General features: G+C 44.7%; 28 protein-coding genes. 21 read left to right on the top strand and 7 right to left on the bottom strand.

Going from position 1 to position 26,408, the window contains the following annotated elements; translation table 11 throughout:
• The first annotated feature begins 22 nt into the window (after window positions 1-22).
• The 3 genes from AYO36_RS04005 to AYO36_RS04015 are packed head-to-tail and all read left to right on the top strand — an operon-like array spanning window position 23 to window position 1,682.
• Window positions 23-565 carry a phosphatidylglycerophosphatase A family protein gene (locus tag AYO36_RS04005; protein ID WP_034786059.1) on the top strand — a complete coding sequence of 181 codons (543 nt, stop codon included), beginning with the start codon at window positions 23-25 and terminating at the stop codon, window positions 563-565.
• Window positions 565-1,185, top strand: a complete 621-nt coding sequence (locus tag AYO36_RS04010) for a phosphatase PAP2 family protein (RefSeq protein WP_064299588.1) — start codon at window positions 565-567, stop codon at window positions 1,183-1,185. Before AYO36_RS04005 ends, AYO36_RS04010 begins: the two co-directional genes overlap by 1 nt.
• Entirely contained in the window at window positions 1,185-1,682 is a 498-nt protein-coding gene (locus AYO36_RS04015) for a hypothetical protein (RefSeq protein WP_055968682.1), read from the top strand. Before AYO36_RS04010 ends, AYO36_RS04015 begins: the two co-directional genes overlap by 1 nt.
• Window positions 1,683-1,737: 55 nt before the next feature.
• On the opposite strand, the gene AYO36_RS04020 is transcribed toward AYO36_RS04015, so the two are convergent.
• From AYO36_RS04020 to AYO36_RS04035, 4 genes are all read right to left on the bottom strand, one after another.
• On the bottom strand, window positions 1,738-2,613 hold the full coding sequence (locus AYO36_RS04020) for a DegV family protein (RefSeq protein ID WP_055968680.1): 876 nt from the start codon (window positions 2,611-2,613) through the stop codon (window positions 1,738-1,740).
• 65 nt (window positions 2,614-2,678) lie between these two features.
• Window positions 2,679-4,004, bottom strand: coding sequence for a branched-chain amino acid transport system II carrier protein (brnQ, locus tag AYO36_RS04025; RefSeq protein ID WP_064299589.1), 1,326 nt, complete (start codon window positions 4,002-4,004; stop codon window positions 2,679-2,681).
• Between the two features lie 345 nt (window positions 4,005-4,349).
• Entirely contained in the window at window positions 4,350-4,643 is a 294-nt protein-coding gene (locus AYO36_RS04030; RefSeq protein ID WP_050677561.1) for a hypothetical protein, read from the bottom strand.
• A 247-nt stretch (window positions 4,644-4,890) separates the two neighbouring features.
• Entirely contained in the window at window positions 4,891-5,622 is a 732-nt protein-coding gene (locus tag AYO36_RS04035; protein ID WP_064299590.1) for a hypothetical protein, read from the bottom strand.
• Between the two features lie 132 nt (window positions 5,623-5,754).
• Between AYO36_RS04035 and AYO36_RS04040 the strand changes: the two genes are divergently transcribed.
• From AYO36_RS04040 to AYO36_RS04070, 7 genes are all read left to right on the top strand, one after another.
• Window positions 5,755-6,312 carry a GNAT family N-acetyltransferase gene (locus tag AYO36_RS04040; RefSeq protein WP_023468869.1) on the top strand — a complete coding sequence of 186 codons (558 nt, stop codon included), beginning with the start codon at window positions 5,755-5,757 and terminating at the stop codon, window positions 6,310-6,312.
• Between the two features lie 8 nt (window positions 6,313-6,320).
• On the top strand, window positions 6,321-7,034 hold the full coding sequence (locus AYO36_RS04045; protein WP_064299591.1) for an alpha/beta fold hydrolase: 714 nt from the start codon (window positions 6,321-6,323) through the stop codon (window positions 7,032-7,034).
• A gap of 86 nt (window positions 7,035-7,120) precedes the next feature.
• Window positions 7,121-8,212, top strand: a complete 1,092-nt coding sequence (locus AYO36_RS04050) for a conserved virulence factor C family protein (RefSeq protein WP_050677558.1) — start codon at window positions 7,121-7,123, stop codon at window positions 8,210-8,212.
• A 360-nt stretch (window positions 8,213-8,572) separates the two neighbouring features.
• Window positions 8,573-8,785, top strand: a complete 213-nt coding sequence (locus tag AYO36_RS04055) for a hypothetical protein (protein ID WP_023468866.1) — start codon at window positions 8,573-8,575, stop codon at window positions 8,783-8,785.
• Between the two features lie 79 nt (window positions 8,786-8,864).
• Complete coding sequence (locus tag AYO36_RS04060; RefSeq protein ID WP_064299592.1) at window positions 8,865-9,308, top strand: BsuPI-related putative proteinase inhibitor; 444 nt, start codon at window positions 8,865-8,867, stop codon at window positions 9,306-9,308.
• Window positions 9,309-9,341: 33 nt separating this feature from the next.
• Window positions 9,342-10,160: an ammonia-dependent NAD(+) synthetase gene (gene nadE / locus AYO36_RS04065; protein WP_064299593.1), complete on the top strand. Its 819-nt coding sequence runs from the start codon at window positions 9,342-9,344 to the stop codon at window positions 10,158-10,160.
• Between the two features lie 115 nt (window positions 10,161-10,275).
• Window positions 10,276-11,547, top strand: coding sequence for an FAD-dependent oxidoreductase (locus tag AYO36_RS04070; protein WP_064299594.1), 1,272 nt, complete (start codon window positions 10,276-10,278; stop codon window positions 11,545-11,547).
• Window positions 11,548-11,756: 209 nt separating this feature from the next.
• On the opposite strand, the gene AYO36_RS04075 is transcribed toward AYO36_RS04070, so the two are convergent.
• Window positions 11,757-12,152: a disulfide bond formation protein B gene (locus AYO36_RS04075; protein ID WP_064299595.1), complete on the bottom strand. Its 396-nt coding sequence runs from the start codon at window positions 12,150-12,152 to the stop codon at window positions 11,757-11,759.
• Between the two features lie 65 nt (window positions 12,153-12,217).
• Here AYO36_RS04075 and AYO36_RS04080 point away from each other — a divergent pair, with 65 nt between their 5' ends.
• The 5 genes from AYO36_RS04080 (at window position 12,218) to AYO36_RS04100 (ending at window position 17,644) form a co-directional block, all read left to right on the top strand.
• Complete coding sequence (locus tag AYO36_RS04080) at window positions 12,218-13,108, top strand: transcriptional regulator CcpC (RefSeq protein ID WP_029342184.1); 891 nt, start codon at window positions 12,218-12,220, stop codon at window positions 13,106-13,108.
• Window positions 13,092-14,204 (top strand): N-acetyldiaminopimelate deacetylase, encoded by a 1,113-nt coding sequence (locus tag AYO36_RS04085; RefSeq protein ID WP_023468860.1) that lies wholly within the window; start codon window positions 13,092-13,094, stop codon window positions 14,202-14,204. The genes AYO36_RS04080 and AYO36_RS04085 overlap by 17 nt, the downstream gene beginning before the upstream one ends.
• 234 nt (window positions 14,205-14,438) lie before the next feature.
• Window positions 14,439-15,836 (top strand): cytochrome ubiquinol oxidase subunit I, encoded by a 1,398-nt coding sequence (locus AYO36_RS04090; RefSeq protein ID WP_023468859.1) that lies wholly within the window; start codon window positions 14,439-14,441, stop codon window positions 15,834-15,836.
• A gap of 12 nt (window positions 15,837-15,848) precedes the next feature.
• Complete coding sequence (locus tag AYO36_RS04095; protein WP_023468858.1) at window positions 15,849-16,871, top strand: cytochrome d ubiquinol oxidase subunit II; 1,023 nt, start codon at window positions 15,849-15,851, stop codon at window positions 16,869-16,871.
• A 104-nt stretch (window positions 16,872-16,975) separates the two neighbouring features.
• On the top strand, window positions 16,976-17,644 hold the full coding sequence (locus AYO36_RS04100; RefSeq protein WP_023468857.1) for a potassium channel family protein: 669 nt from the start codon (window positions 16,976-16,978) through the stop codon (window positions 17,642-17,644).
• 37 nt (window positions 17,645-17,681) lie between these two features.
• Here the strand turns inward: AYO36_RS04100 and AYO36_RS04105 are convergent, their stop codons facing one another.
• Window positions 17,682-18,458, bottom strand: coding sequence for a Cof-type HAD-IIB family hydrolase (locus AYO36_RS04105; protein WP_064299596.1), 777 nt, complete (start codon window positions 18,456-18,458; stop codon window positions 17,682-17,684).
• A 173-nt stretch (window positions 18,459-18,631) separates the two neighbouring features.
• Between AYO36_RS04105 and AYO36_RS04110 the strand changes: the two genes are divergently transcribed.
• The gene (locus AYO36_RS04110) at window positions 18,632-18,847 is read left to right on the top strand and encodes a DNA-dependent RNA polymerase subunit epsilon (protein WP_023468855.1); all 216 of its coding nucleotides are present in this window, start codon (window positions 18,632-18,634) and stop codon (window positions 18,845-18,847) included.
• On the top strand, window positions 18,844-20,511 hold the full coding sequence (gene rnjA / locus AYO36_RS04115; RefSeq protein WP_035396693.1) for a ribonuclease J1: 1,668 nt from the start codon (window positions 18,844-18,846) through the stop codon (window positions 20,509-20,511). The genes AYO36_RS04110 and rnjA overlap by 4 nt, the downstream gene beginning before the upstream one ends.
• Before the next feature lie 46 nt (window positions 20,512-20,557).
• Here rnjA and def read toward each other — a convergent pair whose 3' ends face one another.
• Window positions 20,558-21,097: a peptide deformylase gene (gene def / locus AYO36_RS04120; RefSeq protein WP_029342180.1), complete on the bottom strand. Its 540-nt coding sequence runs from the start codon at window positions 21,095-21,097 to the stop codon at window positions 20,558-20,560.
• A gap of 377 nt (window positions 21,098-21,474) precedes the next feature.
• On the opposite strand from def, the gene pdhA reads away from it, so the two are divergent.
• The 4 genes from pdhA to lpdA all read left to right on the top strand — a co-directional run bounded on the left by pdhA (window position 21,475) and on the right by lpdA (window position 26,348).
• Complete coding sequence (pdhA, locus tag AYO36_RS04125) at window positions 21,475-22,557, top strand: pyruvate dehydrogenase (acetyl-transferring) E1 component subunit alpha (RefSeq protein ID WP_064299597.1); 1,083 nt, start codon at window positions 21,475-21,477, stop codon at window positions 22,555-22,557.
• A 3-nt stretch (window positions 22,558-22,560) separates the two neighbouring features.
• Window positions 22,561-23,538 carry an alpha-ketoacid dehydrogenase subunit beta gene (locus AYO36_RS04130; RefSeq protein ID WP_023468851.1) on the top strand — a complete coding sequence of 326 codons (978 nt, stop codon included), beginning with the start codon at window positions 22,561-22,563 and terminating at the stop codon, window positions 23,536-23,538.
• Between the two features lie 101 nt (window positions 23,539-23,639).
• Complete coding sequence (locus AYO36_RS04135; protein ID WP_023468850.1) at window positions 23,640-24,932, top strand: dihydrolipoamide acetyltransferase family protein; 1,293 nt, start codon at window positions 23,640-23,642, stop codon at window positions 24,930-24,932.
• Between the two features lie 3 nt (window positions 24,933-24,935).
• Window positions 24,936-26,348 carry a dihydrolipoyl dehydrogenase gene (lpdA, locus tag AYO36_RS04140; RefSeq protein WP_064299598.1) on the top strand — a complete coding sequence of 471 codons (1,413 nt, stop codon included), beginning with the start codon at window positions 24,936-24,938 and terminating at the stop codon, window positions 26,346-26,348.
• Window positions 26,349-26,408: the final 60 nt, after the last annotated feature.

Below are 26,408 nucleotides of genomic sequence, written 5' to 3' on the forward strand. Positions count from 1 at the left end.
TGTTGGAGAGGTGGATATAGTCATGAAGAAAACACATTCAAAAGAGGTCAAACAGGCAGCTATCGATAAGTTACATGAACGAGGGGTGACGATTCATGCGATCGCTGAGATCGTGTACCAAATGCAGGCCCCCTACACGGTGGATCTGACAATTGAAACATGTGTCAGTTCAGTAGAACGTGTTCTTGAAAAACGTGAATTACAACATGCGATTCTCGTCGGAGCAGAACTAGACATCCTGGCGGAAAAAGGGTTATTATCAGAACCTCTGCTGTCCATCATCCAAAGCGATGAAGGGCTATTTGGCGTAGATGAGACGATTGCGATTGGTGCCGTCAACACGTATGGTTCGATTGCGGTTACGACATTTGGCTATTTGGATAAAGCAAAGGTTGGTATCATCAAAGAACTCGATACGAAACTTGGGGATGGAAAAGTCAATACGTTCATGGATGATATCGTCGCAGCCATCGCAGCAAATGCATCCGGACGACTAGCGCATCGCTTGCGAGATAAGGAAGACTATTCAGCAGAAGAATTAGAAGAACGTAAGGGGACATACTGATGCGGGGTGCGAGAGGGGCGTGGATTGGTGCATCCATCGCTGTCGTCTTATTCGTGATCATCGCTGTCTCCATTCGGACGACAGGCTATTTTTTATTTGATGCTCAATTATCGTCATATATGTCGCAACACGTCCCAGGGGATTACGTTTCTTGGTTCACTCAACTTGGATCAGGTCCAGGGGCGATGACGATGACGGTGTTACTTGGAATACTGAGTTATGTTTTGTGGCGGGATCGTATTGCAAGCATCTGGTATGTGATCATGGCAATATCAGTAGGTGTATTGAATCAAGTCGTTAAATTTGCCTTTGTCCGAGAGCGCCCCTCATTAAATGAATTGGTTGGTGGCGTAGGATACAGTTTTCCAAGTGGTCACTCAGCGATGGCTTTTGCCGTCTATGCCGGATTTCTCGTCGTTGCGTTTCGTCATTTGAAAACAGGTGGGAAGGTACTTGTATCGATCGTGACGATTGGATTATTCCTCGCCATGGGAGCTTCTCGAATCATTTTAAACGTTCACTATTTCTCAGATGTCATCGGTGGATATTGTTTTGCCGCGATTCTTTTATGTAGCTCCTATGCATTCATCGTCTCCCGCAGAAAAAAAGGAGTGGCTTGATGTTACTGTTAGATGTTGATCATAGTTTATTATTTGATGAAGAGACGATGCGCTCCATCGACAAGCCGACGTTGCTTGTCGAGCGAGTCGCTGGGCGACCTCGTTTTATGACGATGCGAGCGCATCTCAGATTAAAACGGTTAGTATCGATTAACGGTGTTGTTCCGGTGACGAAACGAACGATGGAAGAGTACCAGCAGTTGGAACTCTTTCAAATCGATGCGCCACCGAAATGGGCGATCATTGACGGTGGAAAGATTTTGCTTAAAGAAGGAAAAGTGGATCGTCGATATGAAAATTGGCTTCGTCAATTCAATAAGGAGACATCACTTGATTCCATCCTTGAGTATCTCATCGAAATGGAACAAGTTTCGATTGATGTATATCCTTCTGAGACGTTATCCAGTGTAATCACGCTTCCGCATGAGCCGATTCAACGGACGACGGACGAAGCCGTATTATTAGAAGAACTATTTCGTAAGTATGAAACGACATGAAAAAACCGGACGGTCTCAAGCAGACCGTCCGGTTTTCATCGTTTCGTGCAAGATATCAAGTTGTTGGTAAAGGAATCTCATCGAACCAGTACACACCGACCGTCTCAGCGCCAGCATGTGCCAAGATGGAAGGACCAAATTGGGTAATGCGTACTTGAAGCTCCGGATGTTCCGTAGAAATCAAGCGCCGTAATTCTTCAGCAGCGGCATGAGCGAGCGTATGACTGACATAAAGCGTCCGATCATATACACCATGAGCACTGACTTTTGATGAAATTTCACTGACCATTTCTTTAAAAGCTTTTTTGATGGAACGGACTTTTTTAAATGGGACGAGTCGTCCTTCCTCATTAAATTGAGCGATTGGTTTAATATTGAGCATGTTTGCTAGTAAAAATTGACTTCCTGAGACACGTCCGCTTCGTCGCATCGTCTCCATATTTCCGATGATCAGATAAAAATGCGATTTGTGTTTGAATGTCTCAAGCGTAGACATGACTTCATCTGGACCTTTACCAGCAGCAACGAGTCGTTGTGCGATCCGGACAAGTTCTTGCTGATTCGCAGCACCTGTATACGAATCAATCGCGTATAAGGGGAAACCGACGGCTTCAGCTGCAGCGACGGAACTCGAATATGTGCCGCTCAGTCCACTCGTGATATGAATCGCATACCCATAATCATAACCATCTTCAAGCAATTGTTCATACAAGGTTACGAAATCACCGAATGATGGTTGAGAAGTCGTCGGTGAAGCGTGGGAATCTTCTCGCATTTTTTGATCAAGCTGTTCAATCGAGATATCGACATACTCCCGGTAAGACTCTCCGTTTAAGATGAGTAAAGTCGGTATCACATGGACTCCGATTTTTTCAGCCTCTCCTGGCTCAAAAAAAGCCATGCTGTCGGTAATCCAAGCAATCTTATCCATGTATATGACGCCTCCATTAATAGAACCATTTTGTTCATCATACCATAGCGATGAAAGCGGAATCACTAGCTAGCGCGTTTTTGTGTGATAGAAGCACTGGAAACGTGTCCAAACCATGAACTGATACCGAAGGCGATGAGTGTTGGGAATAACCATTCTAAACTTTGATCCACTAAAGGCAAGGATTGATAGAACGTTTTAAGATTTCCCGGGAAAAGCGAAAGTTGATTCAACGCACTACAGAATGAGAAGAAAATCGTTACACCAAGAGTTGATTGATAAACGACCGACTTACGACGGAACAGATGACGCATGAATGTCAAAGCGATCAAGACGATGACGATTGGATAAAGGAACATCAATACCGGAACGGCGATGGATAGCAATGTCTGCAATCCGACGATCGATACCGTAAGACCAAGAGCAGTCGTGAAGATACTTGCCGCTTTTAAAGATACACGGTTGGAAATCGTCATCATATATTCTGCAAATGCGGTGACGAGACCAACTGATGTCGTCAAACATGCAAGCAGAATTGCAAGACCAAGTACAGCTAAACCGATTGAGCCGAAGGCAGTATTTGCATAATGCTGAAGAAGTGCTGGACCATCAACTTTTCCGATGGCGGCAAATGTGTTACGTCCGATCATTCCAAGTCCGACATAGACGAGAGTCAAAGCAGTGGCAGCGATGATTCCGGCACGAGTAACGACTTTAAATTGTGCTTTTCGTTCATGAACGCCTCGACTTTTCAATGTATGCAGTACGACGACACCAAATACCAAGGCGCCGAGTGCATCAAGCGTTAAGTATCCTTGAAGGAAACCTTGAATGAATGCCTGTCCAGTCGTCTCATACGCTTCGTTTGGTGAAGCGACACTCGAAAGTGGCGAAATGATGCTACTGATGCTTAATGCAGCAAGAGCAATCAGTAATAATGGTGTGATGAAACGCCCGATGATCTCAAGTAATTTTCCTGGTCGTAGTACAAGATAAAGTGTGGCAAGGAAAAAGAGACTCGATGAGATGATCAACGTCATTTGTGAGGGAGCACCAAGGAATGGTACGACTCCGAGCTCATACGTGACAACCGATGTTCGCGGAATTCCGAAAAAGGGACCGATCGCAACATAGAGTGCGAACGTCAAGGCAGCACCTACAAAACGAGGGAGTGGTGCAGCAAGTGTTTTGATGCCACCTCCGATAGAGGCAACTGCAAGTAAGCCGAGCAAAGGAAGACCGACACCCGTTACGATAAAACCAAGGATGGCAGGAAGGAACTGTGAACCCGCAAGCGCACCGAGTTCCGGTGGGAAGATTAGGTTACCCGCACCGAAAAATAAAGCAAAAATCATAAATCCTAAAGCAAATGTATCTTTTGTCTTAAACATGTGTTGTCCTCCATTCATCCTAATTTCATAAAAAAAGCCTCATCCACTAAGTTTGTGGATAGGCGTCGTTTGCTCAGACGCCTTGTCGAAATGACGAAAAGGGCCTGGATCTTCATTTTCTCAAACGAGAAATGAATCTTCAGTCCCTACTCTTAATCACAATCAGTCGTTTTTGGATGAGCGTTGCGTGTGTCATGTTTAAAACCTCCTGTTTGAATTTTTCTAAGGATAACATGAAGAAATTAATAAAACAATATTTTCTGAAAATTCACCACCGAATTTTTGAAAACAAATAACGCCTTGAGGAGAGATGAGGTATCTACCCAAGACGTTATATATTACACATCAGCTCGTTGCAATCGAGCGCGTTTTTTTGTGACGTTTCAATTTATGGAGGAGCCAAGCGTGAACGACCTCACAGGATTGACGTGGTAACGTCAGTTCAACAAGCGATTCCTGCTGTTGCCCTTTAATGATGAAAAGTCCATTTTCTTCATCGACAGGGGCGATGGTCATTGAACTCGCCTCATTCAGCGACAATTTCACTTCACCGAGTGTCGCATCCTTTAATTTCAGGATGTTCCCATTTGTCGCAAATTTCGTGAATGAGCCAATTCCGTTCACTTTTAACTGATCCATATTGAATTCCTCCTTCTGCTGATTCCAGTACTATCCCTATAAAAAACCGGGTCTAACTTCTATCTTGAAAAGGTTATCCTCATTATAGCGAAGTCTTCACAAGATGCTAGTCTTATTTTATGTGAAAATTCGAAAAATTTTTTAACAATATTGTCATATGGATAGGAATACCTTTTGAGAGGGAATCGTCATGCGAAATTCAAATAGAACAAAAGCATCCTTTTCTAAAAGAAAAAGATGCTAAAGGTCAATCTAACTCAAAACTCCATTTCTTTTTGCGACAAACAAGCGTTCCTCGTCGAAGGATCGATTCTTTCTCCGCTTCAAAATCTTCATGTAATACGCTCATATCTTCGTAGCGTCCTGCTACATATACGGGAATCGTGATATTTCTTGAGAAAACAGACCGTTTGGCACTTTCGAAATCAATCAATACTCCTTCTTTGAGGAGATGACGGATATGAATCATGATTTCAGCCGTTAAGGCGATCGAGGCGACGGATCGTGCGTGCTGACGAAATTTCCGTTGTACGAGATCGGAGATAAGTTGTTCTACTCGTGACCAATCCTTCAAGTAAACAGAAGCATGAAGACCATCGTGTTCGCTAAAATAGACCAGTTCATTCTCGATCGAGTCAAGGAAAGGAAGAGGTGTCCCTCGTTTCATATGCATTAAAAACAATAACTCCGCGATTTCGACATCCGTCAATACATCGAGCGAATGGGAAGATCGAATATCAATAGCAGTCAAAGGATGACGCTGGACATCCGTTGATTGTGAAAACTGTTCGATCTCATGCGATTCGATGTAATGAAGCATCGTTCGAAACGATTGTTTCGTCTGTTTGAAATCACTTCCTGAAATGAGTAAAGGACGTTTCAAATCGACGGCTGCAGCGAAATCAGAGAAATGTACTCCTGACATCGTTAATCGTTGATTTTCCTCGTCCTCATATAAGTAAAGTAACGCACTCGACATACCACTTCGCTTCCTTTCCATGACTAACTACTTCATAATTTAATAGTAGCAAAACTTCGAATTGCCTGAAAGGATATTTACTTCTGAAAACGGGCATACTACATAGAGAAGCATAAAGAGAGGTGATGGAGCATGTGGGGCTTGCGAAAGCCTTTCCCGGAATTGCGGACCGAGCGCTTCATATTACGTGAGCTCGAAAACCGTGACGCACGCGAATTGTTTAAAATCCTATCGGACGATAAAGTCATGTACTATTACGGATCAGATCCGCTCGTGACGGTCTATGAAGCTAAAAATGTCATCAGTTACTTTAAAGAACAGTTCACGCAAGGTAAAGCGATTCGCTGGGCAATTGCTGATGCACAAACGAATCAATTGATCGGTACGATCGGTTTTCATAACTGGCTGTCCCAATACCATCGGGCTGAAATTGGTTTTGAAGTCAGTCAAGACTATTGGCAACGTGGTGTCGCCTCGGAAGCGGCAAGAGCTGTTCTGACATATGGCTTTGAAGAATTTGCTCTCCATCGAATCAGCGCCCTCGTCGCACCTGAAAACCTCGCTTCTAACGCATTGGTTCAAAAATTAGGATTCAAAGCAGAAGGATTACTAGAAGATTATGCATACAGTCATGGGCGTTTCATGGATTTAACGATGTACCGTATGCTCGCATCTGAATGGAAGGGATGAGGTAGTCAATGGAAAAACAGACACTTGTACTCCTGCATGGATTTACAGGAGGAACAGATTATTTTAATCGGGTAGAAGCAAATTTACGACATTCCTTTGATGTCTTACCACTAAGTTTGCCAGGACATGAGGGACTCGATGTTGGTCCGGATACGATTGAAGGCTTTGCAGAATGGGTCATGCATGAACTTGATCGACGTGGTATCGACAAGCCGATCATCATCGGACATTCCTTTGGTGGATACATCACAGCTGCAATCGTTGAAGGGTACGCGGATCAAATCAGTGGATACGGTCTTGTATACTCGACAGCTAAAGCAGATGATGAACAAGCGAAACAAAAACGAAATCAAAACATCACGCGCGTAGAAGAAGTCGGTGTCAGAGAATTCGTCAATGGTCTTGTTCCATCCTTATTCGCTGAAGGGGCAGATGAGTTCGCTGTCGCTGAAGCACTTGAGATTGGATACATGATGACGGTCGAAGGAGCAATTCGTGCGCTCTCTGCGATGCGAGATCGGCGAGATATGACGAAGGTCTTGACGAAAACAAGCGTGAAGGGTCTCATCATTCACGGCACGAAAGATCAACTGATTTCAGAGGAAAGTGCATTTGCACCAAAGAATGATCATCTCATACATCGGTCAACAGACAGTGGACACATGGGGATGCTTGAGACACCGGATGCCTTCGTTGCAATCATCGAAGAAGCATTCAAGTAAGTTTTTGCCCTGCAGTCACGTCTGTAGGGCATTTGCTTTGCATTTCAGATGAGATATCTGAAATGATAGAAGTGGAGGGGATACACATGAAAATCGTAGCGATTGAACCAACACCAAGTCCAAATAACATGAAAGTCATCGTTGATGAGGTCTTTTCGGAAAAGGGGCAGACATTCGAGCATGCCTTTGGCGCGCCGGAACACATTCAGCGATTACTTGAAATACCTGGCGTTAAGTTCGTTTATCAGGTCAGTGACTTTTTATCGATCGAGCGTTATCCGAAATATGATTGGCGCTCGCTTGTCATCGATATACGACGTGCGTTCGGTGAAACGTTAAATGACGTTGAACAGCACGAGACAGATGCTGAGTATGAGCCTGTCCATCTGTTCGTACAGTTCATTTTAGGCGTACCGATGCAAATCAAAGGTGTGAAAGGATTAGAAGAAAAACGAGAAGGGCTGTCGGAACGTTTCCGGGAAGCAGCGCTATTCGTCCAACCGTTCGTTCAGAATGTCATTAGCGATCGACGCTGGGTGGAACAAGCACCTCGATACGGTGATCTTGACGAAAGCTTGCGTGAAGTAGCGAATGAGATTGAGATTGCCTATCCAGTCGAACGTATCGAACGTCTCAAGTCGCTCGCAGCAGGAGAAGATATTACATTTAGCGGTCAAGCGATTCAATCATCCGATTGGAAAGAACGATTCGCGGCGCTCGATGAACTACCTGTTGAGATGGAGTGGGTTCCAGCTTATGCTCGCCTGTTACAGGACGAGAAGATGCAAATTCGACGTCAAGCGATCGTAAAGCTTGGGATGTTCGAAGATCACCGTGAAGAACTGTTGGAGTATTTGACGAGTGCACTGCATGATCCGTCAGGAATCGTTCGCCGGACAGCAGGCGATACGATTTCAGATTGGGCGATGCCAGAAGCTGAACCAATGATGATGGAAGCGTTAGCGGATAAAAATAAATTAGTACGCTGGCGAGCTGCTCGCTTCCTGTTTGATGTCGGAACGGAACAGTCGATTCCAAGACTGCGTGAAGCAATCCGAGACCGGGAATATGAAGTGGCTCTACAAGCCGAACTCGCATTAACGCGGATCGAAAGTGGGGAAGAAGCACTAGGAACGGTTTGGCAGCAAATGAATCGAATGATAGATGAAAGTTCATAAGAACTTAAAAAATAATTGCTTGAGAGAATCATTCGACAAAATGAGTCATGGATTGTCTAGGTATATTTTCCCTGTTGTCTAAAAACGTTGGTAAAATAATCAAAATTATGTTGTCATCTTTTTGAAATCGAAATGAAATGTGTTGGAAATGCTTATTAAAACGCTTGCATTTAACAACTAAATCAAGCATTCCAAAATATCCCTGATGAGATTGAAATATTGTTTTGAAATGAAATGTCGAATGACAATTTTCTTCTTTTTCCTGCCCTTTGGTACAGTTAATCTACAATAACGAATTCGAATCATGTAGGTCATCTCTTGGCTGGGCATTATGAATGAGAAAAGGGGAGAATCGGGGATATGTTACTTTTCGCTGAAACAGATTTAGCAGTAGGATACAAGGAACGGACAAAAACAGGGGTATATGTAACGATCGAAACAATCGACAGTCGTACGATTACATTAGTCGCGCCAGCAAACGCGGCAGAGGATATTTGTGACGAACTGTTTGCGACAGGATTAGAGCAATTGTTTTCATTCAAGATGAATCCATCGACTTTACCTGTGGCATAAGCGAATCAACGTGCGAGAGAGGAGAATCCTCTCTCGCTTTTTTTGTGATAAAATTATTAAAGATAAAAGGAGGGATGAGATGAAACGTCTCGTTTTCATTCTGCTACTGCTTTCTGTTTGTTTAGCAGGTTGCCAAGAAAAGAAACAACAGGCAACAACCACGAACGAACCGATTCAGATCGCAGTCAAAACGACCAAGCAGGACGACATGATGCAATTAGACATTTCTTTAACGAATCCAAATGATCACAGTGTGAACGTGACGTATCCTTCCTCACAACGTTTTCAGGCTCAATTGATTGATGCGAAACAACACGTAACGTATGATTTTGAGAAAGAGCAAGTATTCACGCAAGCGATTGAGAAAGATACGTTCACGAAACGCGAAACGAAACAGTATACGGTTGAATTACCAATCTCCTCTTTAGGTGATAGTACGGAAGTTCGCGTATCGACAATCCGTCAGTTTAAAGGAGCAAGTGCGAAACAAACGACGGATCAGCAAATGATTGATTCAAAATGACGATTAACACAATGTGAAGGAGTGAAGCGATTCATGCAGCAAGAAATCATCCAAGTAACAGGCGTAAAACCTGTCATTGACCCAGCACAAGAAGTAAACGAGCGGGTAGCCTTCTTGAAGGCGTATCTCAAGCATACAGGAGCAAAAGGATTCGTATTAGGCATCTCTGGCGGACAAGATTCTTCGCTCGCCGGTCGTCTGTGCCAACTGGCTGTTGAAGAGTTGCGAAAAGAAGAGGGGAAAGATGTCGCGTTTTATGCGGTCCGCTTGCCCTACGGGGAACAACAAGATGAAGCAGACGCACAGACAGCCTTGACGTTCATTCAACCGGATCATTCGCTTCGTGTGAACATCAAACCAGCAGTCGAAGCATCGATGCAGGCGTTCAAAGAAGCGACAAGTGCAGAACTTTCCGACTTTAGTAAAGGTAATACGAAAGCGCGGGAGCGAATGAAAAGCCAATATGATTTAGCCGCTCATTATGGCTGTTTAGTCGTTGGAACGGATCATGCAGCTGAATTCGTGACGGGATTCTACACGAAACACGGTGATGGTGCATGTGATTTGACGCCATTGACAGGACTGAATAAACGGCAAGGGAAACAACTCTTACGTTACTTGAACGCACCAGAAGTCTTGATTGAAAAAGTTCCGACAGCAGACCTTGAGGAAAATCGTCCGGCACTACCAGACGAAGTGGCACTTGGTATGACGTATGAAGAAATCGATGACTACTTGGAAGGAAAGACGATTTCAGAAGCAAGTCAAGAAAAGTTAGAGACGCAGTATAAACGTGTTGGACACAAGCATCATATGCCGGTCTCACCACTCGATGAATGGTGGAAAGCCTAATCCAAAATAAGGAGACGTGATTTCAATCGTGAAATCACGTCTTTTTTCATGTTCTTCGATTCTTCTTCAATTGTTATGGGAAAAGAAGAGAAACGATGATTGAGGAGGCGAGAGTATGACGATTGGGATTATAGGTGGAGGGTTATCCGGCTTGACGGCAGCTGCATTATTCGCAAAACAAGGAACGCCGGTCACGCTTTGGGATGCGGGATTACTTGGAGGACGTGCCACCTCTCAAACCGTAAAAGGATTTACGTTTAATTACGGTGCTCATGCGATTTATGGACGCGATCAATCGATTCTTCGCAAACTAACGAAACAGCTCGGTATTGAAGTGACGTGGCTGGATTTCTCAGCGAGTCGTGCGAAATATGAGTTTTCAGGTCATTTGACGGCAGTTCCTGCGAATGCCTGGGGATTATTGAAAACAGAAGTCATCGAAGGAACGAACAAAGTACGTTTCACATGGGAAATCATTAAAACGATTTTACGAGTCGAACGAGGGGATCCGCAACAATCGATCGGGCAATGGTTAAAATCAGAACGAGTCGATGAACAAGTGGCACAGTTGATGCTTGATTTGGCATCAACGAACTTTTTTACGGCAGAACCCGAAAAAATTCCGTCAGACGTCTATTTCGAGTATTATCAAAAACTTTTTCGGACGCGCAAGCCTGTCTCATACATCGAAGGTGGATGGCAAGGGTTAGTACAGGAGTTGGAACGGATCATTCTAGAGAACCACGGAGAAATCTTGAAAAAAACAAAAATAACAGCAGTCGAATCGACTACGACAGGATTCTTAGTACGTGATCGAAAGAAACAAGAATGGAACGTCGAACGGATCATCTTTGCCGTACCACCGCGTGAAATCTTAAAAATAGCGACCCCCACTGCCATTCAGCGATTTGTTACACCGTACGCGAGCCATGAACCGGTAGAAGTATTCGTGTATGATCTTGGACTTCATCCGTATATCCAAACACCGTATTCATACATCTACGACCGTTCGCATCGAGCGTTCATCACGGATTTATCGCATTATGATGCAAGTCTTGCACCGAAGGATGGTCAAGTTCTTCAAGCAATCGCCTACCTTGAACACGATCGACTTGAGGATCCTGAATATATTGGACATGTCCGAACAGGAATCGAACAGATGCTTGACGTTCATTTTGCAGATTGGCGACAACGTATCGTCGCAGAACGAACGATTAAACGAGCAGTCGTACAAGAAATCAAATGGAAAATGGGGCAAGCGCCGCTTGCGACTCATATTCCGGATCATGCAGGTGTCGCTTTCGTCGGGGACTGGTGTGAAGGTACGGGACAACTCTCGGAGCTTGCGTTCTCAAGTGCCGTGAGCGTCTTCAATCGCTGGACGTGATGTCAAACGGGGGATGACTCAAAAAAAGAATGACGCGTCTTTTCACGCTCTTTCCTCAGGTCTTGTTCGTCTCTGACAGCGCATAAATGCGCTTGTTCCTGTAGGAGTAGCGTGTGACGCGTCATTCTTTTTGTTACGAGATAAGGATGGCAGATTATCATTCTGCCATCCTTATCTTTGTAGAGACTGACTTTTGAGTCAGCCCCATCTTATGCTTCATTGTTCGAACGTGCTGGATAGAACGCTAGAATCAAAAGTAATGTGAAGGCAATGAGACTCATCATCGGGATCGTCAAGAAACCAAAGTAGTTGACCCACTTGACGAGACAGCCGCTTGTACATAACGCTTCGCCATCGGGTAAGCGCTCAAGGATGACGTGGTACAAGGCGACACCAAAGCCGGCAAGCACATACAGGCGGACGAAGAGTGGATCAATCGTTTTCGACCGGAATAGCGAGATGAGCAAATAAAAGGCAGTCGTATACATGAATAGTCGTTGCCACCAACAGAGAGGGCAAGGGATGAATCCACGAATTTCACTGAAATAGAGACTGCCAAGCGTTGCAATCGTTGAGATGATGAACATAAAATGATAGCGTGTCATATGTATCGTCCTTTCTAACGTGTTAAACTAATGCCATCTTATATCATGAGGAGTCGAATCTCACATTGCAAGTGTCGGAAATGGAAATGTTGATCACCTTATCGGAAGAATTGAATATGAGGCGCGCTGCTGAACGATTATTCGTCTCGCAACCTGCACTTAGTCAACGTCTCGTTGCGATTGAAAGACGCTGGGGAACAAAGTTATTCATTCGTTCATCGCGTGGGTTAAGCATCACACCACAAGGAGAAAAAGTAATCGGTCTCGCAAAAGAGATGAATCGGAAGGAACTTGAGTTAAAAAGTGAATTGACGGCAGAAGAGGGTGCCGTTTATGGGACGCTTCGGATTGCCGTCGCTTCCATCATGGGGCAATACTGGCTCCCGCGTGTCTTGAAACGATTCGTTGAGCGTTATCCGCATGTCCGTGTTCAGCTTGTCACGGGATGGTCCAGTGAGATGATGCGTCATATGTTAGAGGAACATTTTCATATCGGGATCATTCGTGGAAACCCGGACTGGAAAGGTGTTAAAGAACGTCTTTTCTCGGATCCGCTCTATTTAGTCGATAGTGAGTTGACGTCAATCGAACAGTTACGCGTGACGGATCGACCATTCATCCAGTTCAAGAGTGATTCAACGTACTATCAAGAAATTTTAGAATGGTGGCAAGATCGGTTCGCAAGTCCACCATCTCGGACGCTGGTCGTCGATCAAATCGAGACATGTAAGCAGATGGCTCTACATGGAATTGGATTTGCGATTTTACCCGAGTCGACGATCCAACAATCAAATGAAGTCATGCAGCTTCCGTTAAAAACATCGTCCGGAAAGATATTAAAGCGAGATACATGGATTTTGTCTACGGAATCGATGCTTGAACTAAAACAAGTTCAAGCATTTTGGGACATCGTAAAAGAAGAAGGAGGAAGTCAGTCAGATGGAATACGCCATTGAAATGCGGCGCGCGCTTCATAAAATACCAGAACCAGGGTTCAAGGAATTTAAGACGCAAGCTTTTATATTGGAACAAATTCGTGCCTATCCACCAGATCGTGTCACGTATGACACGTTTGAAACGGGTGTTTTCGTTCGAGTGAAAGGATTGACTGGGAATCGGACGATTGGATACCGGGCAGACATTGATGGGTTACCGATTGAAGAAGCGACAGGTCTTCCGTTTTGCTCGGAACATCCAGGCTTCATGCATGCCTGTGGTCACGATATGCACACGTCGATTGCGTTGGGATTGATGAAACGAATCATTGAATTGCCGGTCATGGATGATGTCGTCTTTTTATTCCAACCAGCGGAAGAAGGTCCGGGCGGGGCAGAACCGATGATTAAAAGTCCGTTGTTTGAAAAATATCGTCCAAGTGAGATGTATGGTCTTCACGTCGCACCGGAGTATCCAGTCGGTACGATTGCAAGCCGTCCCGGCGTCTTGTTCGCGAGTGCTCGAGAAGTCCATATCACGATCTATGGTCAAAGTGGTCACGCGGCCTTTCCTCATTTGACGATTGATACGGTCGTCGCGCAAGCAGCCTTAATCATGCAATTGCAAACAATCGTCAGCCGATCCATCAATCCGATGAACTGTAGCGTCATCACGATCGGAAAGGTCGATGCCGGGATTCGAGAAAACGTCATCGCCGGTAGAGCAGTTCTTGACGGTACGATGCGCGCGCTCAATGGGGAAGACATGGAAAAACTGGAACGACGCGTTCGTGACATCATTCGAGGAATCGAAGCTTCCTTTGGCGTCAAGATTGATCTGCAATTCGGAAATCGTTATTACGAGGTCGTCAATGACCGACACATCGTTGATAAATTTTCATCATTCGTCAAAATGAATGCGAACTACATTGAATGTGATGCAGCAATGACAGGAGAAGACTTCGGATTCATGTTGAAGGAAATTCCAGGGATGATGTTTTGGCTTGGAGTCGACAATCCGACATCTGGACTTCATCAACCAACCTTGAATCCGGATGAATCTGCGATTCCATTTGTGATTGATTTACTCGATCATTATTTCCGAGAATATGTTTAAAAAGTTTTATGAAATAATGAAGGACATTAAGCTTTCCCTTTCGAAATCAAGAATGGGAAAGCTTTTTATATATGTAAGAATAGGAGTTTTCGAACATTTTGTGAAAAAAATCACGTGCACATGTGAACAATTTGTTACATCAAACATTATAAACAGACATAAAGGGTTATGTTCTCTATGATACGGTTATAGACCATATAGAGAAGTATGTTTTAGGAAGAGGGGGCTATATACATGTTCAATGATCCCGTATTGCTCAGTCGATTGTTGACAGGGCTCACATTAGCGTTTCACATTATATTCGCGACGATTGGTGTCGGGGTACCGCTCATGGTACTCGCAGCTGAATTCATCGGTCTGAAACGCAAAGATCCGGATTATATTTTATTAGCAAGACGGTGGACGCGTGGATACGTCGTTACCGTCGCAGTCGGTGTCGTGACAGGGACGGCCATCGGATTGCAATTATCACTACTTTGGCCGTCACTCATGCAAGTGGCTGGTCAAACGATCGCATTACCACTGTTCATGGAAACATTCGCATTCTTCTTTGAAGCGATTTTCCTCGGTATTTACCTGTATACATGGGATCGATTCAAAAACCCATGGTTACACTGGTTGATCGGGATTCCAGTCGTCATCGGTGCGACAGCATCAGCATTCTTCATTACGACGGTTAACTCCTTCATGAACTCACCAGAAGGATTTAAGATCGTCAACGGAACGCTAACGCAAATTGAACCATTAAAAGCAATGTTCAATACAGCAACACCTACAAAAGCAACACACGTCATCGTATCGGCTTATTTGACAGTCGCCTTCATCTTGGCGGCAATCGCGGCGTTCCACTTACTCCGCAAAAAAACACTCTCAGCAGCGGAAACAGCGTATCACAAAAAAGCACTTCGCTTAACGGTTATGGCTGGATTAATTTTTGCCTTCTCGACTGCACTTGTCGGGGACTTCTCAGGGAAATACTTGGCGAAATATCAGCCAGAGAAACTCGCGGCTGCTGAATGGCATTTTGAAACGACAAGTGAAGCAGAATTGATCTTTGGTGGGATACTTGATCAGCAAGAAGACGGCAGTTATGAAATCAAGGGAGCCGTCAAAATCCCATATGCACTCTCGATCCTTGCGGGTGGAGCTCCAGATACAGAAGTCATTGGTCTAAATGAGTTCGCAAAAGAAGATCAAGCACCGCTGATCGTTCACTATTTCTTCGATATCATGGTTTCGATTGGTATGTATTTGGCTGCCATCTCTGCCTTGTTCATCTTGGCATTCCGTTTGAAAAAATTAAATCCTTATAACAAATGGATTTTAAGAGGTGTCTTCATCGGTGGACCTCTGGCGATGATTTCCATTGAAGCAGGTTGGATGTATGCTGAAATTGGTCGCCAACCTTGGACACTTTACGGCATCATGCGGACAGCAGATGCGGCGACGACATCAACTGCCGTCGGCCCGATGTTGATTCTATTCAGTGCCTTGTACTTGATGCTCGGTACGATTTGTACAGTCGTATTATTACGGATGTTCAAGAAAAACCCGGTTGGAAAAGAACTTCAAGAACTTGCTGAAAACCACCACGCACGTGGGGAAGCTATGTTCGTGGATGATAACAAGTAAGGAGGGAACGATTTGGACGTTCAAACACTAGGAATTACGGTCCTCTGGACTTTCCTGTACGGATATCTCATCGTTGCCTCAATTGACTTCGGTGCTGGATTTTACGCCTTTTATTCAAAATATACGAAGCGGGATCATTTAACGAATCGATTGATTCTTCGTTATCTCTCACCAGTGTGGGAGGTAACGAATGTCTTCTTCGTATTCTTCTTCGTCGGACTAGTCGGGTTCTTCCCGGATACCGCTTACTATTTCGGTACGGCACTACTCGTGCCAGCCTCGATCGTTCTCGTATTGATTGCGATTCGTGGTAGCTTCTATGCATTTGCTAATTATGGATCGAACGACAGTATGTTCTATACGTTCTTATATGGAGCAACTGGTCTATTGATTCCGGCGGCGATGTCAACGACATTGACAATCAGTCAAGGTGGGTTCATTCGTAAAACGAATGAAACGGTTGAGTTTTTAGGAACAAAATTATTTACGAACTTTTACTCTTGGTCGGTCGTAGCACTCGCTATCGTATCCGTCCTCTATATCAGTGCGATGTTCCTCTTGTTCTACGCAGATAAAGCGAAGGATGAAGGGGCTACTCCGCTAATTCGTAAATGGGCACTCTTCTGGAGTGGCCCGACGATTCTTGTCTGTGCACTCGTCTTCTTTGGATTGAAAAATCAAGCGGCATGGCACTATGAGAACATCTTAAACGGGAACTGGTGGTGGTTCGCTGCTAGTTTCATCTTCTTCCTCGTTGCGGTGACACTCGTCTACATGAAGAAGAATTACGGAATTGCTTTCGTCGCGGTCATGTTACAGTATGGAGTGGCATGGTTTGGTTACGGTTATACGCACTTACCATACATCTTGTATCCATATATCGATATCAACAAAGCGGTCGTTAACGAAACAATGGCTTCCGCACTCGTCGTTGTCTTCATCTTCGGACTCTTACTCTTGATTCCGGCGTTGTACTTGATTTTACGACTCTTCTTGTTCGATAACGATTATGTACGTGGGAAATCCTCAAAATAATGGATGAATAAACGCCTCTGCGAATCGCAGGGGCGTTTATAGTATTTTTAAATTGAATCGGGTACACTACTAAGGAAGAGCGATTGTGAAGGAGAGTTGTGAAAATGAATGGAGAGTTTGCAGTAATTGGACTAGGGCGCTTTGGTGGCTCGATTGTCCGCGAATTATCGAAAAATGGCTACGATGTCTTAGCGATTGACTCCGACGAGGAGCGCGTCAATGAATTCATGGGAATTGCGACGCATTCCGTCATCGCGGACACAACGGATGAGAATGTCTTAAAAAGTCTAGGAATCCGAAACTTCGATCATGTCATCGTTGCTATCGGGGAAAATATTCAAGCATCCATCTTGACGACATTGATCTTAAAAGAGCTTGGGGTACAATCGATCACCGTTAAAGCGACGAACGATTACCACGAAAAGGTATTACGAAAAATCGGAGCAGACTTCATCGTTCACCCCGAACGAGATATGGGAGTCCGGATTGCAAATGGTTTAATGAGTTCAAATATTCTTGACTATCTCGACTTATCTCAAGAATTTTCGATCGTTGAAATTAAAGTCAGTGACCGGATGGCAAAACAAACATTGATCGACCTTGATCTACGAAGCAAATACGGAGCGAACGTCGTCGCCATTAAACGTGGAGAAAACGTTCTGATTTCTCTACAAGCTGATGAAATGATTGAAAAAGGGGACTATCTCGTCGTCATTGGTGAAAATGAGGATCTCGACCGTCTAGAGCGTGCGATTCATAAAGTGAAGAACTAAAAAAGCTGAGGCGCGCCTCAGCTTTACATTTACTTAATTAAATGAGTTGGAATTCTTTTAATCCGTGTGCGATACCGTCCTCAAGGATTGGTTTCGTGACATAGTCAGCGGCAGCTTTCGTTTCTGGAAGCCCGTTGCCCATTGCAATACCCGTTCCAACGTAGCGGAGCATCTCTAAATCGTTTAAAGCATCACCGAATGCAAAGGTATCTTCGCGGCGAATATTCGTCAATTTCAGGAATTGTTTGATCCCTTCTGCTTTCGAGGAACCGACATTGATGACATCCATTGCGTGTGGGTGCCAACGAATGAAATCGAATGCGTCATACCGTTTAACATAATCCGCTTCTTCTTCGGCCGTACAGTAGACGAGCGTTTGGAAAACATCATGCGATAAGAAAGCTTCTTCATCGTGAATCGGTAATGGCATGTCGAGTTCGCCGAGCGAATCTACTACATGCGTGTCATTTGATTTCGTCGTGAAGCCTTTTGTTTCGCCAAGATAAACGAGTGTATGCCCGTTTTCTTTCGCTTGTTGCGTTAAATGCGTTAAATCCGTCTTAGGTTGTGGACGTTTGTAGATGATTTCATTTTGATGAACGACGATTTGCCCGTTATAGCCGATAATCGTATCGATGTTGAGTAGTTCACGGATTCCAGACAACATCGCAGGTCCGCGTCCAGTTGCAAGGGCTACATAGACACCATTTTCTTGAAGCTTACGAATTGCCTGTTTTGTTGATTCCGGAACAAAATGACCATCATGCAATAAGGTTCCGTCGATATCGAAAAAGACGACTTTCTGATTTGCCATGGTTTCACCTTCTCTTTTTAATTGGTCGAAATGACCTGTTCATGTGAAAGTATAGCATAACCAAAAGCGTGTTGCCTGAGGGGAACATGCGGAATAAGGATGAAAAATAGTCTGTGTATCGTGTATACTGTACTAAGGACAAAAAACAATGTACTGATAAGGAGTTGCTAGGCATGATTTTTAAAGTATTTTACCAACCGCTTCGTTCGGAAGCACCTGTTCGTGAACGGACAGAAACAATGTATGTAGAAGGGGAAAGCATTCGTGACGTGCGATCAACGATTGACCACCTCAAAGATATCAACATCGAGTTCATCCGCGAAGTCAGCGGAGAATTTTTGACATACGAACAACAACATCCTGATTTCAAGGTTGCGACGTTCGAATGAAGTTCGTCAAAAACCATCAGGCCGCCGTTTTCGCACTCGGTGGACTCGGGGAAATCGGGAAGAACACGTATGTCGTTCAATTCCAAGATGAGATCATCGTCATTGACGCGGGTGTCATGTTCCCAGAAGATGAATTACTTGGAATCGACTATGTCATTCCAGATTACACGTACTTGATCAAGAACAAGGATAAGGTCAAAGGCGTCTTCATTACACACGGTCATGAAGATCACATTGGTGGTCTGCCTTTCTTGCTTAAACAAGTGAACTTACCGATTTATGCTGGGAAGATTGCGATGGGTCTCATCAAGGTGAAGTTAGAAGAGCATGGTTTGCTTCGCAACGCGGAACTGCATGAGATCGATGAAGATTCGGTCATCAAGTTCCGGAAGACAAGCATCTCGTTCTTCCGTACGACACACTCGATTCCGAATTCGTTCGGTGTCGTCGTCAAAACACCACAAGGGAACATCGTTCATACAGGGGACTTCAAGTTCGATTTCACGCCAGTCGGAGAGCCAGCTGATTTAGCGAAAATGGCTGAACTCGGTAAAGAAGGCGTATTGTGTCTTCTATCGGACTCTACGAATGCAGAAGTGGAAGGGTTTACGATGAGTGAACGTGTCGTTGGGGAAACGATCTCAGACATCTTCCGTAAAGCGGAAGGACGGATCATCTTCGCGACGTTTGCCTCGAACATCTATCGTCTGCAACAAGTCGTCAATGCTTCTGTAGAAGCAGGACGGAAAATCGTCGTCTTCGGACGTAGCATGGACAAGGTCATGATGATTGGTCAAGAACTTGATTTCATCAAAGCGCCGAAGGGTACGATCATCGAACCGAACGAGATGAAACGTTATAAATCAAATGAGTTGACGATCCTTTGTACCGGTTCACAAGGAGAACCAATGGCTGCACTTAGCCGTATCGCAAACGGAACACATCGTCAAATCTCGATCATTCCGGATGATCTCGTCATCTTCTCTTCGTCCCCAATCCCAGGAAACGTCGTTTCTGTCGGAAAGACGATCAATCAGCTATATAAAGCTGGCGCAGATGTCATGTACGGTAAACTGAATGATATCCATACATCAGGTCACGGTAGTCAACAAGAGCAGTTGCTCATGTTACGTCTATTGAATCCGAAATACTTCATGCCGATTCACGGGGAATACCGGATGCTGAAGAAGCATATGTCGCTTGCGATGGATGCTGGCGTACCGGAAGAGAACTGTTTCGTCATGGATAACGGTGAAGTACTGGCATTAGATGCGAATGCAGCCGCTATCACTGGAAAGATTCAAGCGAATGCGGTTTATGTCGATGGTAAAGGAATCGGAGACATCGGAAACATCGTTTTACGCGATCGCCGTATTCTCTCAGAAGAGGGACTCGTCGTCGTCGTCGTGACGCTTGACTCGAAGACGAATCGTCTCGTCTCTGGACCGGACATCATCTCGCGTGGTTTCGTCTACATGCGCGAATCGGGTAATTTGATTAAAGATGCTGAACGTCTACTCAAGCGTTCACTTGATCAATCACTCGCGAACCGTAATACGAAATGGACGGACATCAAACAAGTCATCAATGATACGCTCACACCGTATTTAACAGAAAAAACACAACGTCATCCGATGGTCATGCCGATCATCATGGAAGTCTGATTCAAAAAAATCCTCGTCTCCAAAAACGGAAACGAGGATTTTTGTATTACGTGGCAGGACCGTATTCCTTGAACGGTTCTTTTTTATCAATCCGATCATAGAACATGACGCCATCTAGATGGTCGTATTCATGTTGGCAGACGATTGCTTTCATCCCTTTTAAACGTAATTTTATAGGATTTCCGTTATGATCGATGCCAGTTAGGGTAATACGCATATAGCGCGGTACATGTCCCTCTACTTCACGATCGACGGACAAACATCCTTCGCCGCCCGTTAAATACGTCTGCTCGACGGAATGACTGATGATTTTTGGATTATAGATACCAAATTCCAGCAAATCATCACCATCCGGTAAGCGGATCGCGAACATGCGCTTGTTGACACCGATTTGTGGTGCTGCAAGTCCAATACCGCTTCGTAAGTCGTATTTCTTCGCAATTTCATCATCTTGACTGTTGGCGAGGAACTCGCGCATGAGTCGCATCGTTTCCTTATCCTCATCGCTGAGAGGGAAGGTCACTTCTACTGACCGTTCGTGAAGAGCAGGAACGTCTTCGCGTACGATTTCATTCATGGTGATCATGAACAACACTCCTTTCGTCTACAAAAAGTATAGCATAGGAAAGTGGGGAATGATGACAACTAACACAGTAGGAAAATATCGAATGATACAGAAGATGGAATATTCTAGTTTTGTGATTGAATTCACAATGTGAAACGCGAAAAAAATAAAACATTTCCTTTGATTTTAAGGTGTTACAGATTTATACTTGTAACGTAATGAACAAGACACTATAACGTGTCGATTCATGATAATACAGTTTACTCAACTGAATAGGTACACAGACACATGTTCAAAGGATAGTCACACGGGACTTCGTTTTTTGGACACTATTGTCATGTGGGCAAATCAGTCAGAGGAATATTTCGCTGAACGCAGTGAAAGGATGAGGTGAAAAGATGAACGTAAACATGTTTAAAAACGTGGAAGAAAACTTTGAAACGTTCCGCATTCTTGACGAGAAAGGTGAAGTCGTCAATAAAGACGCTATGCCAGACCTCTCGGATGAAGAGCTTACGGAATTAATGCGCCGTCTCGTATACACACGTATCTGGGACCAACGTGCAATCTCACTTAACCGTCAAGGACGTCTTGGTTTCTACGCTCCAGTAGCTGGACAAGAAGCGTCAATGATCGGTACGCAATTCGCTTTGGATAAAGATGACTGGATTCTTCCTGGATACCGTGATATTCCACAAATGGTCTTCCATGGCTTCCCACTTTACAAAGCATTCTTGTTCTCACGCGGTCACATCACAGGTGGTAAGATCCCTGAAGGTGTTAACGTCTTAATGCCACAAATCATCATCGGTGCGCAGATCGTTCAAGCGGCTGGTGTTGCTCTCGGTCTTAAGAAAAGCGGTAAAGAACAAGTCGCAATCACTTACACAGGTGATGGTGGTTCTTCACAAGGTGACTTCTATGAAGGTATGAACTTCGCTGGAGCTTTCAAAGCACCTGCAATCTTCGTCGTTCAAAACAACCGTTTCGCAATCTCGACACCTGTCGAAAAACAATCTATGGCGAAAACAATCGCTCAAAAAGCTGTCGCTGCTGGTATCAATGGTATCCAAGTCGACGGTATGGACGTTCTTGCTGTATACGCAGCTACGAAACAAGCGCGTGTTGAAGCACTCAACGGTGTTCCGACATTGATCGAAACATTGACTTACCGTTACGGACCACACACACTCGCTGGTGATGATCCAACACGTTACCGTACAAAAGACATGGATGATGAGTATCAAGCACAAGATCCACTCATCCGTTTCCGTGCTTTCATGGAAGCAAAAGGTCTTTGGAACGAAGATAAAGAGAACGAAGTCATCGAGCAAGCTAAAGCTGACGTTAAGGAAGCACTTGCACAAGCTGACAAAGAACCAAAACAAAAAGTTACAGATTTCATCAACGTGATGGCTGAGAAGCTTCCACAAAACCTGCAAGAGCAGCTTGATGAGTATACAGCAAAGGAGTCGAAATAACCCATGGCACAAATGACGATGATCCAAGCGATCACTGACGCAATGCGCGTCGAGATGAAACGCGACGAACAAGTTCTCTTGTTCGGTGAAGACGTCGGTAAAAACGGTGGGGTATTCCGTGCGACAGAAGGTCTTCAAGATGAGCTCGGCGAAGACCGCGTATTCGATACACCACTTGCAGAATCAGGTATTGGTGGTCTTGCTGTCGGATTCAGTCTGACAGGATTCCGTCCAATCATGGAAATCCAATTCTTCGGATTCGTATTCGAAGTATTCGATTCAGTCGCAGCACAACTTGCGCGTCTCCGTTACCGTTCAGGCGGCACATACAGTGCACCTGTTACAATCCGTTCACCATTCGGTGGCGGTGTTAAAACACCGGAACTTCACGCAGATAACCTCGAAGGACTCATGGCTCAGTCACCAGGACTTAAAGTTGTCATTCCTTCAACACCTTACGATGCAAAAGGTCTTTTGATCGCGTCAATCCGCGACAACGACCCAGTCGTATTCCTCGAGCACATGAAACTCTACCGTTCATTCCGCGGTGAAGTGCCAGAGGGCGATTACACGATCGAACTCGGAAAAGCTGATGTTAAACGTGAAGGTACAGACGTAACAATCGTCACTTACGGTGCGATGGTACACGCTTCACTTAAAGCAGCTGAAGAGCTCGAAAAAGAAAACATCAGCGTCGAAATCATCGACTTGATGACAATCAGCCCAATCGACATCGATACGATTCTTGCTTCTGTCAAGAAAACAAACCGTGTCGTCGTTGTTCAAGAAGCACAAAAACAAGCGGGTATCGCTGCAATGGTTGCAACTGAAATCCAAGAACGTGCAATCCTTGACCTCGAAGCGCCAATTCTTCGTGTTGCTGCTCCAGATACAATCTTCCCATTCGCACAAGGTGAAGACGTCTGGATCCCAGATCACAAAGATATCGTTGAGAAAGTCAAAACTGTCTACAATTTCTAAGAGCATTTCGGAAAATAAGGAGAGGGGTTCATTCTCTCCTTGCTTCCGTTTTTACAGATAACAATCGACTAGAAGAGTGAACTAAAAGGAGGCATATTCAAATGGGTTTATTTGAATTCAAATTGCCGGATATCGGTGAGGGTATTCATGAAGGTGAAATCGTAAAGTGGTTCGTAAAAGCGGGCGACACTGTCAAGGAAGACGACGTTCTTCTTGAAGTACAAAACGATAAAGCAGTCGTTGAAATCCCATCACCAGTTGATGGTACTGTTAAAGAAGTAAAAGTTGACGAAGGTGTCGTAGCTGTCGTTGGCGACGTCCTCATCACTTTCGAAGTCGAAGGCGAAGGTTCTGCTCCTTCTGAAGAAGCAGAGCAACCAAAAGCTGAAGACAACGCAAAAGACGTTCAAGATACGGATCAAAAAGTGGAAGACAAACCAAACGAGGTTCAAATCCATAAATCAGAACGCGTCATCGCGATGCCATCTGTCCGTAAATATGCACGTGAAAAAGGTGTCGACATCCGTGAAGTCCAAGGTTCTGGAGACAACGGTCGTGTCGTCAAAGAAGACATCGATGCATTCGCAAACGGTGGTCAAACTTCTGAAGCACCAGCAACAGAAGAAAAAGCACCAGCTGCAGCTGCTTCTGCACCAAAAACAGAAGTTAAGCCATACGTTGCTGCTCAACCTGAACTTGAAACACGCGAGAAAATCAAAGGAATCCGTAAAGCGATTTCGAAAGCAATGGTTAACTCGAAACATACAGCTCCACACGTAACACTCATGGACGAAGTCGATGTTACGAACCTCGTAGCACTCCGTAAAAACTTCAAAGAAGTTGCGGCTGCTCAAGGTACGAAATTGACTTACCTTCCGTTCGTCGTAAAAGCATTGACTGCTGCTGCTAAAAAATATCCAGCAATCAACGCATCAATCGACGATGTAAACGAAGAAATCGTCTACAAAAACTACTTCAACATCGGTATCGCTGCAGATACAGACAACGGTCTTGTCGTACCAGTCGTTAAAGATGCAGATCGTAAATCGATCTTCTCACTCGCTGACGACATCAACGACCTTGCTGGTAAAGCACGCGAAGGTAAACTTTCTGGCGAAGAGATGAAAGGCGGATCAATCACGATCACTAACATCGGTTCTGCTGGCGGTCAGTGGTTCACACCAGTCATCAACCACCCAGAAGTTGCAATCCTCGGTATCGGCCGTATCGCTGAAAAAGCAGTCGTTAAAAACGGCGAAATCGTTGCTGCACCAGTTCTTGCACTTTCATTCAGCTTCGACCACCGTCTCATCGATGGTGCAACTGCACAAAACGCGCTTAACTTAGTTAAACGCCTATTGAACGACCCACAACTTCTCATCATGGAGGGATAAGCAATGGTAGTAGGTGAATTCGCACAAGAAACAGATTTACTCGTAATCGGGGCTGGCCCTGGTGGTTACGTTGCTGCAATCCGCGGCGCGCAACTCGGTATGAAAGTAACAATCGTTGAACGTGAAAACGTCGGCGGTGTTTGCTTAAACGTTGGATGTATCCCATCAAAAGCCTTGATCACTGCAGGACATAACTTCCAGCATGCTAAAGGTGCAAGCGATATGGGGATCACTTCTGAGAATGCAACTGTCGATTTCTCGAAAGTTCAATCTTGGAAACAATCTGTCGTCAACAAATTGACTGGCGGCGTTAGTGGTCTTCTTAAAGGGAACAAAGTCGAGACTGTCGTTGGGGAAGCTTACTTCCAATCAGAAGATACAGTCCGTATCATCAACGAAGATTCTTCGACTCCTTACAAATTCAAGAAATGTATCATCGCGACAGGTTCGACTCCAATCGAACTTCCAGCTTTCAAATGGTCAAAACGCGTTCTTTCTTCAACAGGCGCATTGAACCTTCCTGAAATCCCGAAAAAACTCATCGTCATCGGTGGCGGATACATCGGGATGGAGCTTGGTACAGCGTATGCGAACTTCGATACAGAAGTCGTCATTCTTGAAGGAACAAAAGATATCCTTTCTGGTTTCGAGCCTGCTATGACGCAAGTCGTTAAGAAAAAGCTCAAACAAAAAGGTAACATCACAATCCACAACGAAGCACTTGCTCAAAGTGTGGAAGAGTCGGAAGATGGCGTTAAAGTAACATTCGAAGTCAACGGTGAAGCACAAACAGTTGAAGCGGACTACGTCCTCGTCACTGTCGGTCGTCGTCCGAACACTGGTGATCTTGGTCTTGAAATGGCAGAAGTCAAAGTCAGCGACCGTGGTCTTGTCGAAATCGACGATCAGTGCCGTACTTCAAACGAAAACATCTACGCAATCGGTGATATCGTTCCAGGACCACCACTTGCACACAAAGCTTCATTCGAAGCTAAAATTGCTGCTGAAGCAGCTGCAGGACACCCTGCATACCTCGACTACAGCGCGATTCCAGCGGTCGTCTTCACAGATCCAGAACTCGCTACAGTCGGTTACACGGAAGCACAAGCGAAAGAAGAAGGACTCGATTACATCGCGTCTAAATTCCCTTACGCTGCGAATGGTCGTGCACTTGCACTCAACGAGCCAGACGGCTTCTTGAAAATGATCACTCGTAAATCAGATGGTCTCTTAATCGGCGCGCAAATCGCTGGTACAGGCGCATCTGATATGATCGCTGAAATGGGACTCGCAATCGAGTCTGGTATGACAGCTGAAGATATCGCACTCACAATCCATGCACACCCATCACTCGGTGAAATCGCAATGGAAACTGCTGAAGTTGCAATCGGTAGCCCAATCCACATCATTAAATAATATCGAAACACCTCATACACGGGGAGCCGACCGTGTATGAGGTGTTTTTTGTTTGGTCTT

This window comes from Exiguobacterium sp. KKBO11 (assembly GCF_001644945.1).
GTDB lineage: Bacteria > Bacillota > Bacilli > Exiguobacteriales > Exiguobacteriaceae > Exiguobacterium_A > Exiguobacterium_A abrahamii.

Coding starts and splice junctions, on each gene's coding strand:
- AYO36_RS04005 (WP_034786059.1), top strand. CDS start 23: ATGAAGAAAACACATTCAAAAGAGGTCAAACAGGCAGCTATCGATAAG.
- AYO36_RS04010 (WP_064299588.1), top strand. CDS start 565: ATGCGGGGTGCGAGAGGGGCGTGGATTGGTGCATCCATCGCTGTCGTC.
- AYO36_RS04015 (WP_055968682.1), top strand. CDS start 1,185: ATGTTACTGTTAGATGTTGATCATAGTTTATTATTTGATGAAGAGACG.
- AYO36_RS04020 (WP_055968680.1), bottom strand. CDS start 2,613: ATGGATAAGATTGCTTGGATTACCGACAGCATGGCTTTTTTTGAGCCA.
- brnQ (WP_064299589.1), bottom strand. CDS start 4,004: ATGTTTAAGACAAAAGATACATTTGCTTTAGGATTTATGATTTTTGCT.
- AYO36_RS04030 (WP_050677561.1), bottom strand. CDS start 4,643: ATGGATCAGTTAAAAGTGAACGGAATTGGCTCATTCACGAAATTTGCG.
- AYO36_RS04035 (WP_064299590.1), bottom strand. CDS start 5,622: ATGTCGAGTGCGTTACTTTACTTATATGAGGACGAGGAAAATCAACGA.
- AYO36_RS04040 (WP_023468869.1), top strand. CDS start 5,755: ATGTGGGGCTTGCGAAAGCCTTTCCCGGAATTGCGGACCGAGCGCTTC.
- AYO36_RS04045 (WP_064299591.1), top strand. CDS start 6,321: ATGGAAAAACAGACACTTGTACTCCTGCATGGATTTACAGGAGGAACA.
- AYO36_RS04050 (WP_050677558.1), top strand. CDS start 7,121: ATGAAAATCGTAGCGATTGAACCAACACCAAGTCCAAATAACATGAAA.
- AYO36_RS04055 (WP_023468866.1), top strand. CDS start 8,573: ATGTTACTTTTCGCTGAAACAGATTTAGCAGTAGGATACAAGGAACGG.
- AYO36_RS04060 (WP_064299592.1), top strand. CDS start 8,865: ATGAAACGTCTCGTTTTCATTCTGCTACTGCTTTCTGTTTGTTTAGCA.
- nadE (WP_064299593.1), top strand. CDS start 9,342: ATGCAGCAAGAAATCATCCAAGTAACAGGCGTAAAACCTGTCATTGAC.
- AYO36_RS04070 (WP_064299594.1), top strand. CDS start 10,276: ATGACGATTGGGATTATAGGTGGAGGGTTATCCGGCTTGACGGCAGCT.
- AYO36_RS04075 (WP_064299595.1), bottom strand. CDS start 12,152: ATGACACGCTATCATTTTATGTTCATCATCTCAACGATTGCAACGCTT.
- AYO36_RS04085 (WP_023468860.1), top strand. CDS start 13,092: ATGGAATACGCCATTGAAATGCGGCGCGCGCTTCATAAAATACCAGAA.
- AYO36_RS04090 (WP_023468859.1), top strand. CDS start 14,439: ATGTTCAATGATCCCGTATTGCTCAGTCGATTGTTGACAGGGCTCACA.
- AYO36_RS04100 (WP_023468857.1), top strand. CDS start 16,976: ATGAATGGAGAGTTTGCAGTAATTGGACTAGGGCGCTTTGGTGGCTCG.
- AYO36_RS04105 (WP_064299596.1), bottom strand. CDS start 18,458: ATGGCAAATCAGAAAGTCGTCTTTTTCGATATCGACGGAACCTTATTG.
- AYO36_RS04110 (WP_023468855.1), top strand. CDS start 18,632: ATGATTTTTAAAGTATTTTACCAACCGCTTCGTTCGGAAGCACCTGTT.
- rnjA (WP_035396693.1), top strand. CDS start 18,844: ATGAAGTTCGTCAAAAACCATCAGGCCGCCGTTTTCGCACTCGGTGGA.
- def (WP_029342180.1), bottom strand. CDS start 21,097: ATGATCACCATGAATGAAATCGTACGCGAAGACGTTCCTGCTCTTCAC.
- pdhA (WP_064299597.1), top strand. CDS start 21,475: ATGAACGTAAACATGTTTAAAAACGTGGAAGAAAACTTTGAAACGTTC.
- AYO36_RS04130 (WP_023468851.1), top strand. CDS start 22,561: ATGGCACAAATGACGATGATCCAAGCGATCACTGACGCAATGCGCGTC.
- AYO36_RS04135 (WP_023468850.1), top strand. CDS start 23,640: ATGGGTTTATTTGAATTCAAATTGCCGGATATCGGTGAGGGTATTCAT.
- lpdA (WP_064299598.1), top strand. CDS start 24,936: ATGGTAGTAGGTGAATTCGCACAAGAAACAGATTTACTCGTAATCGGG.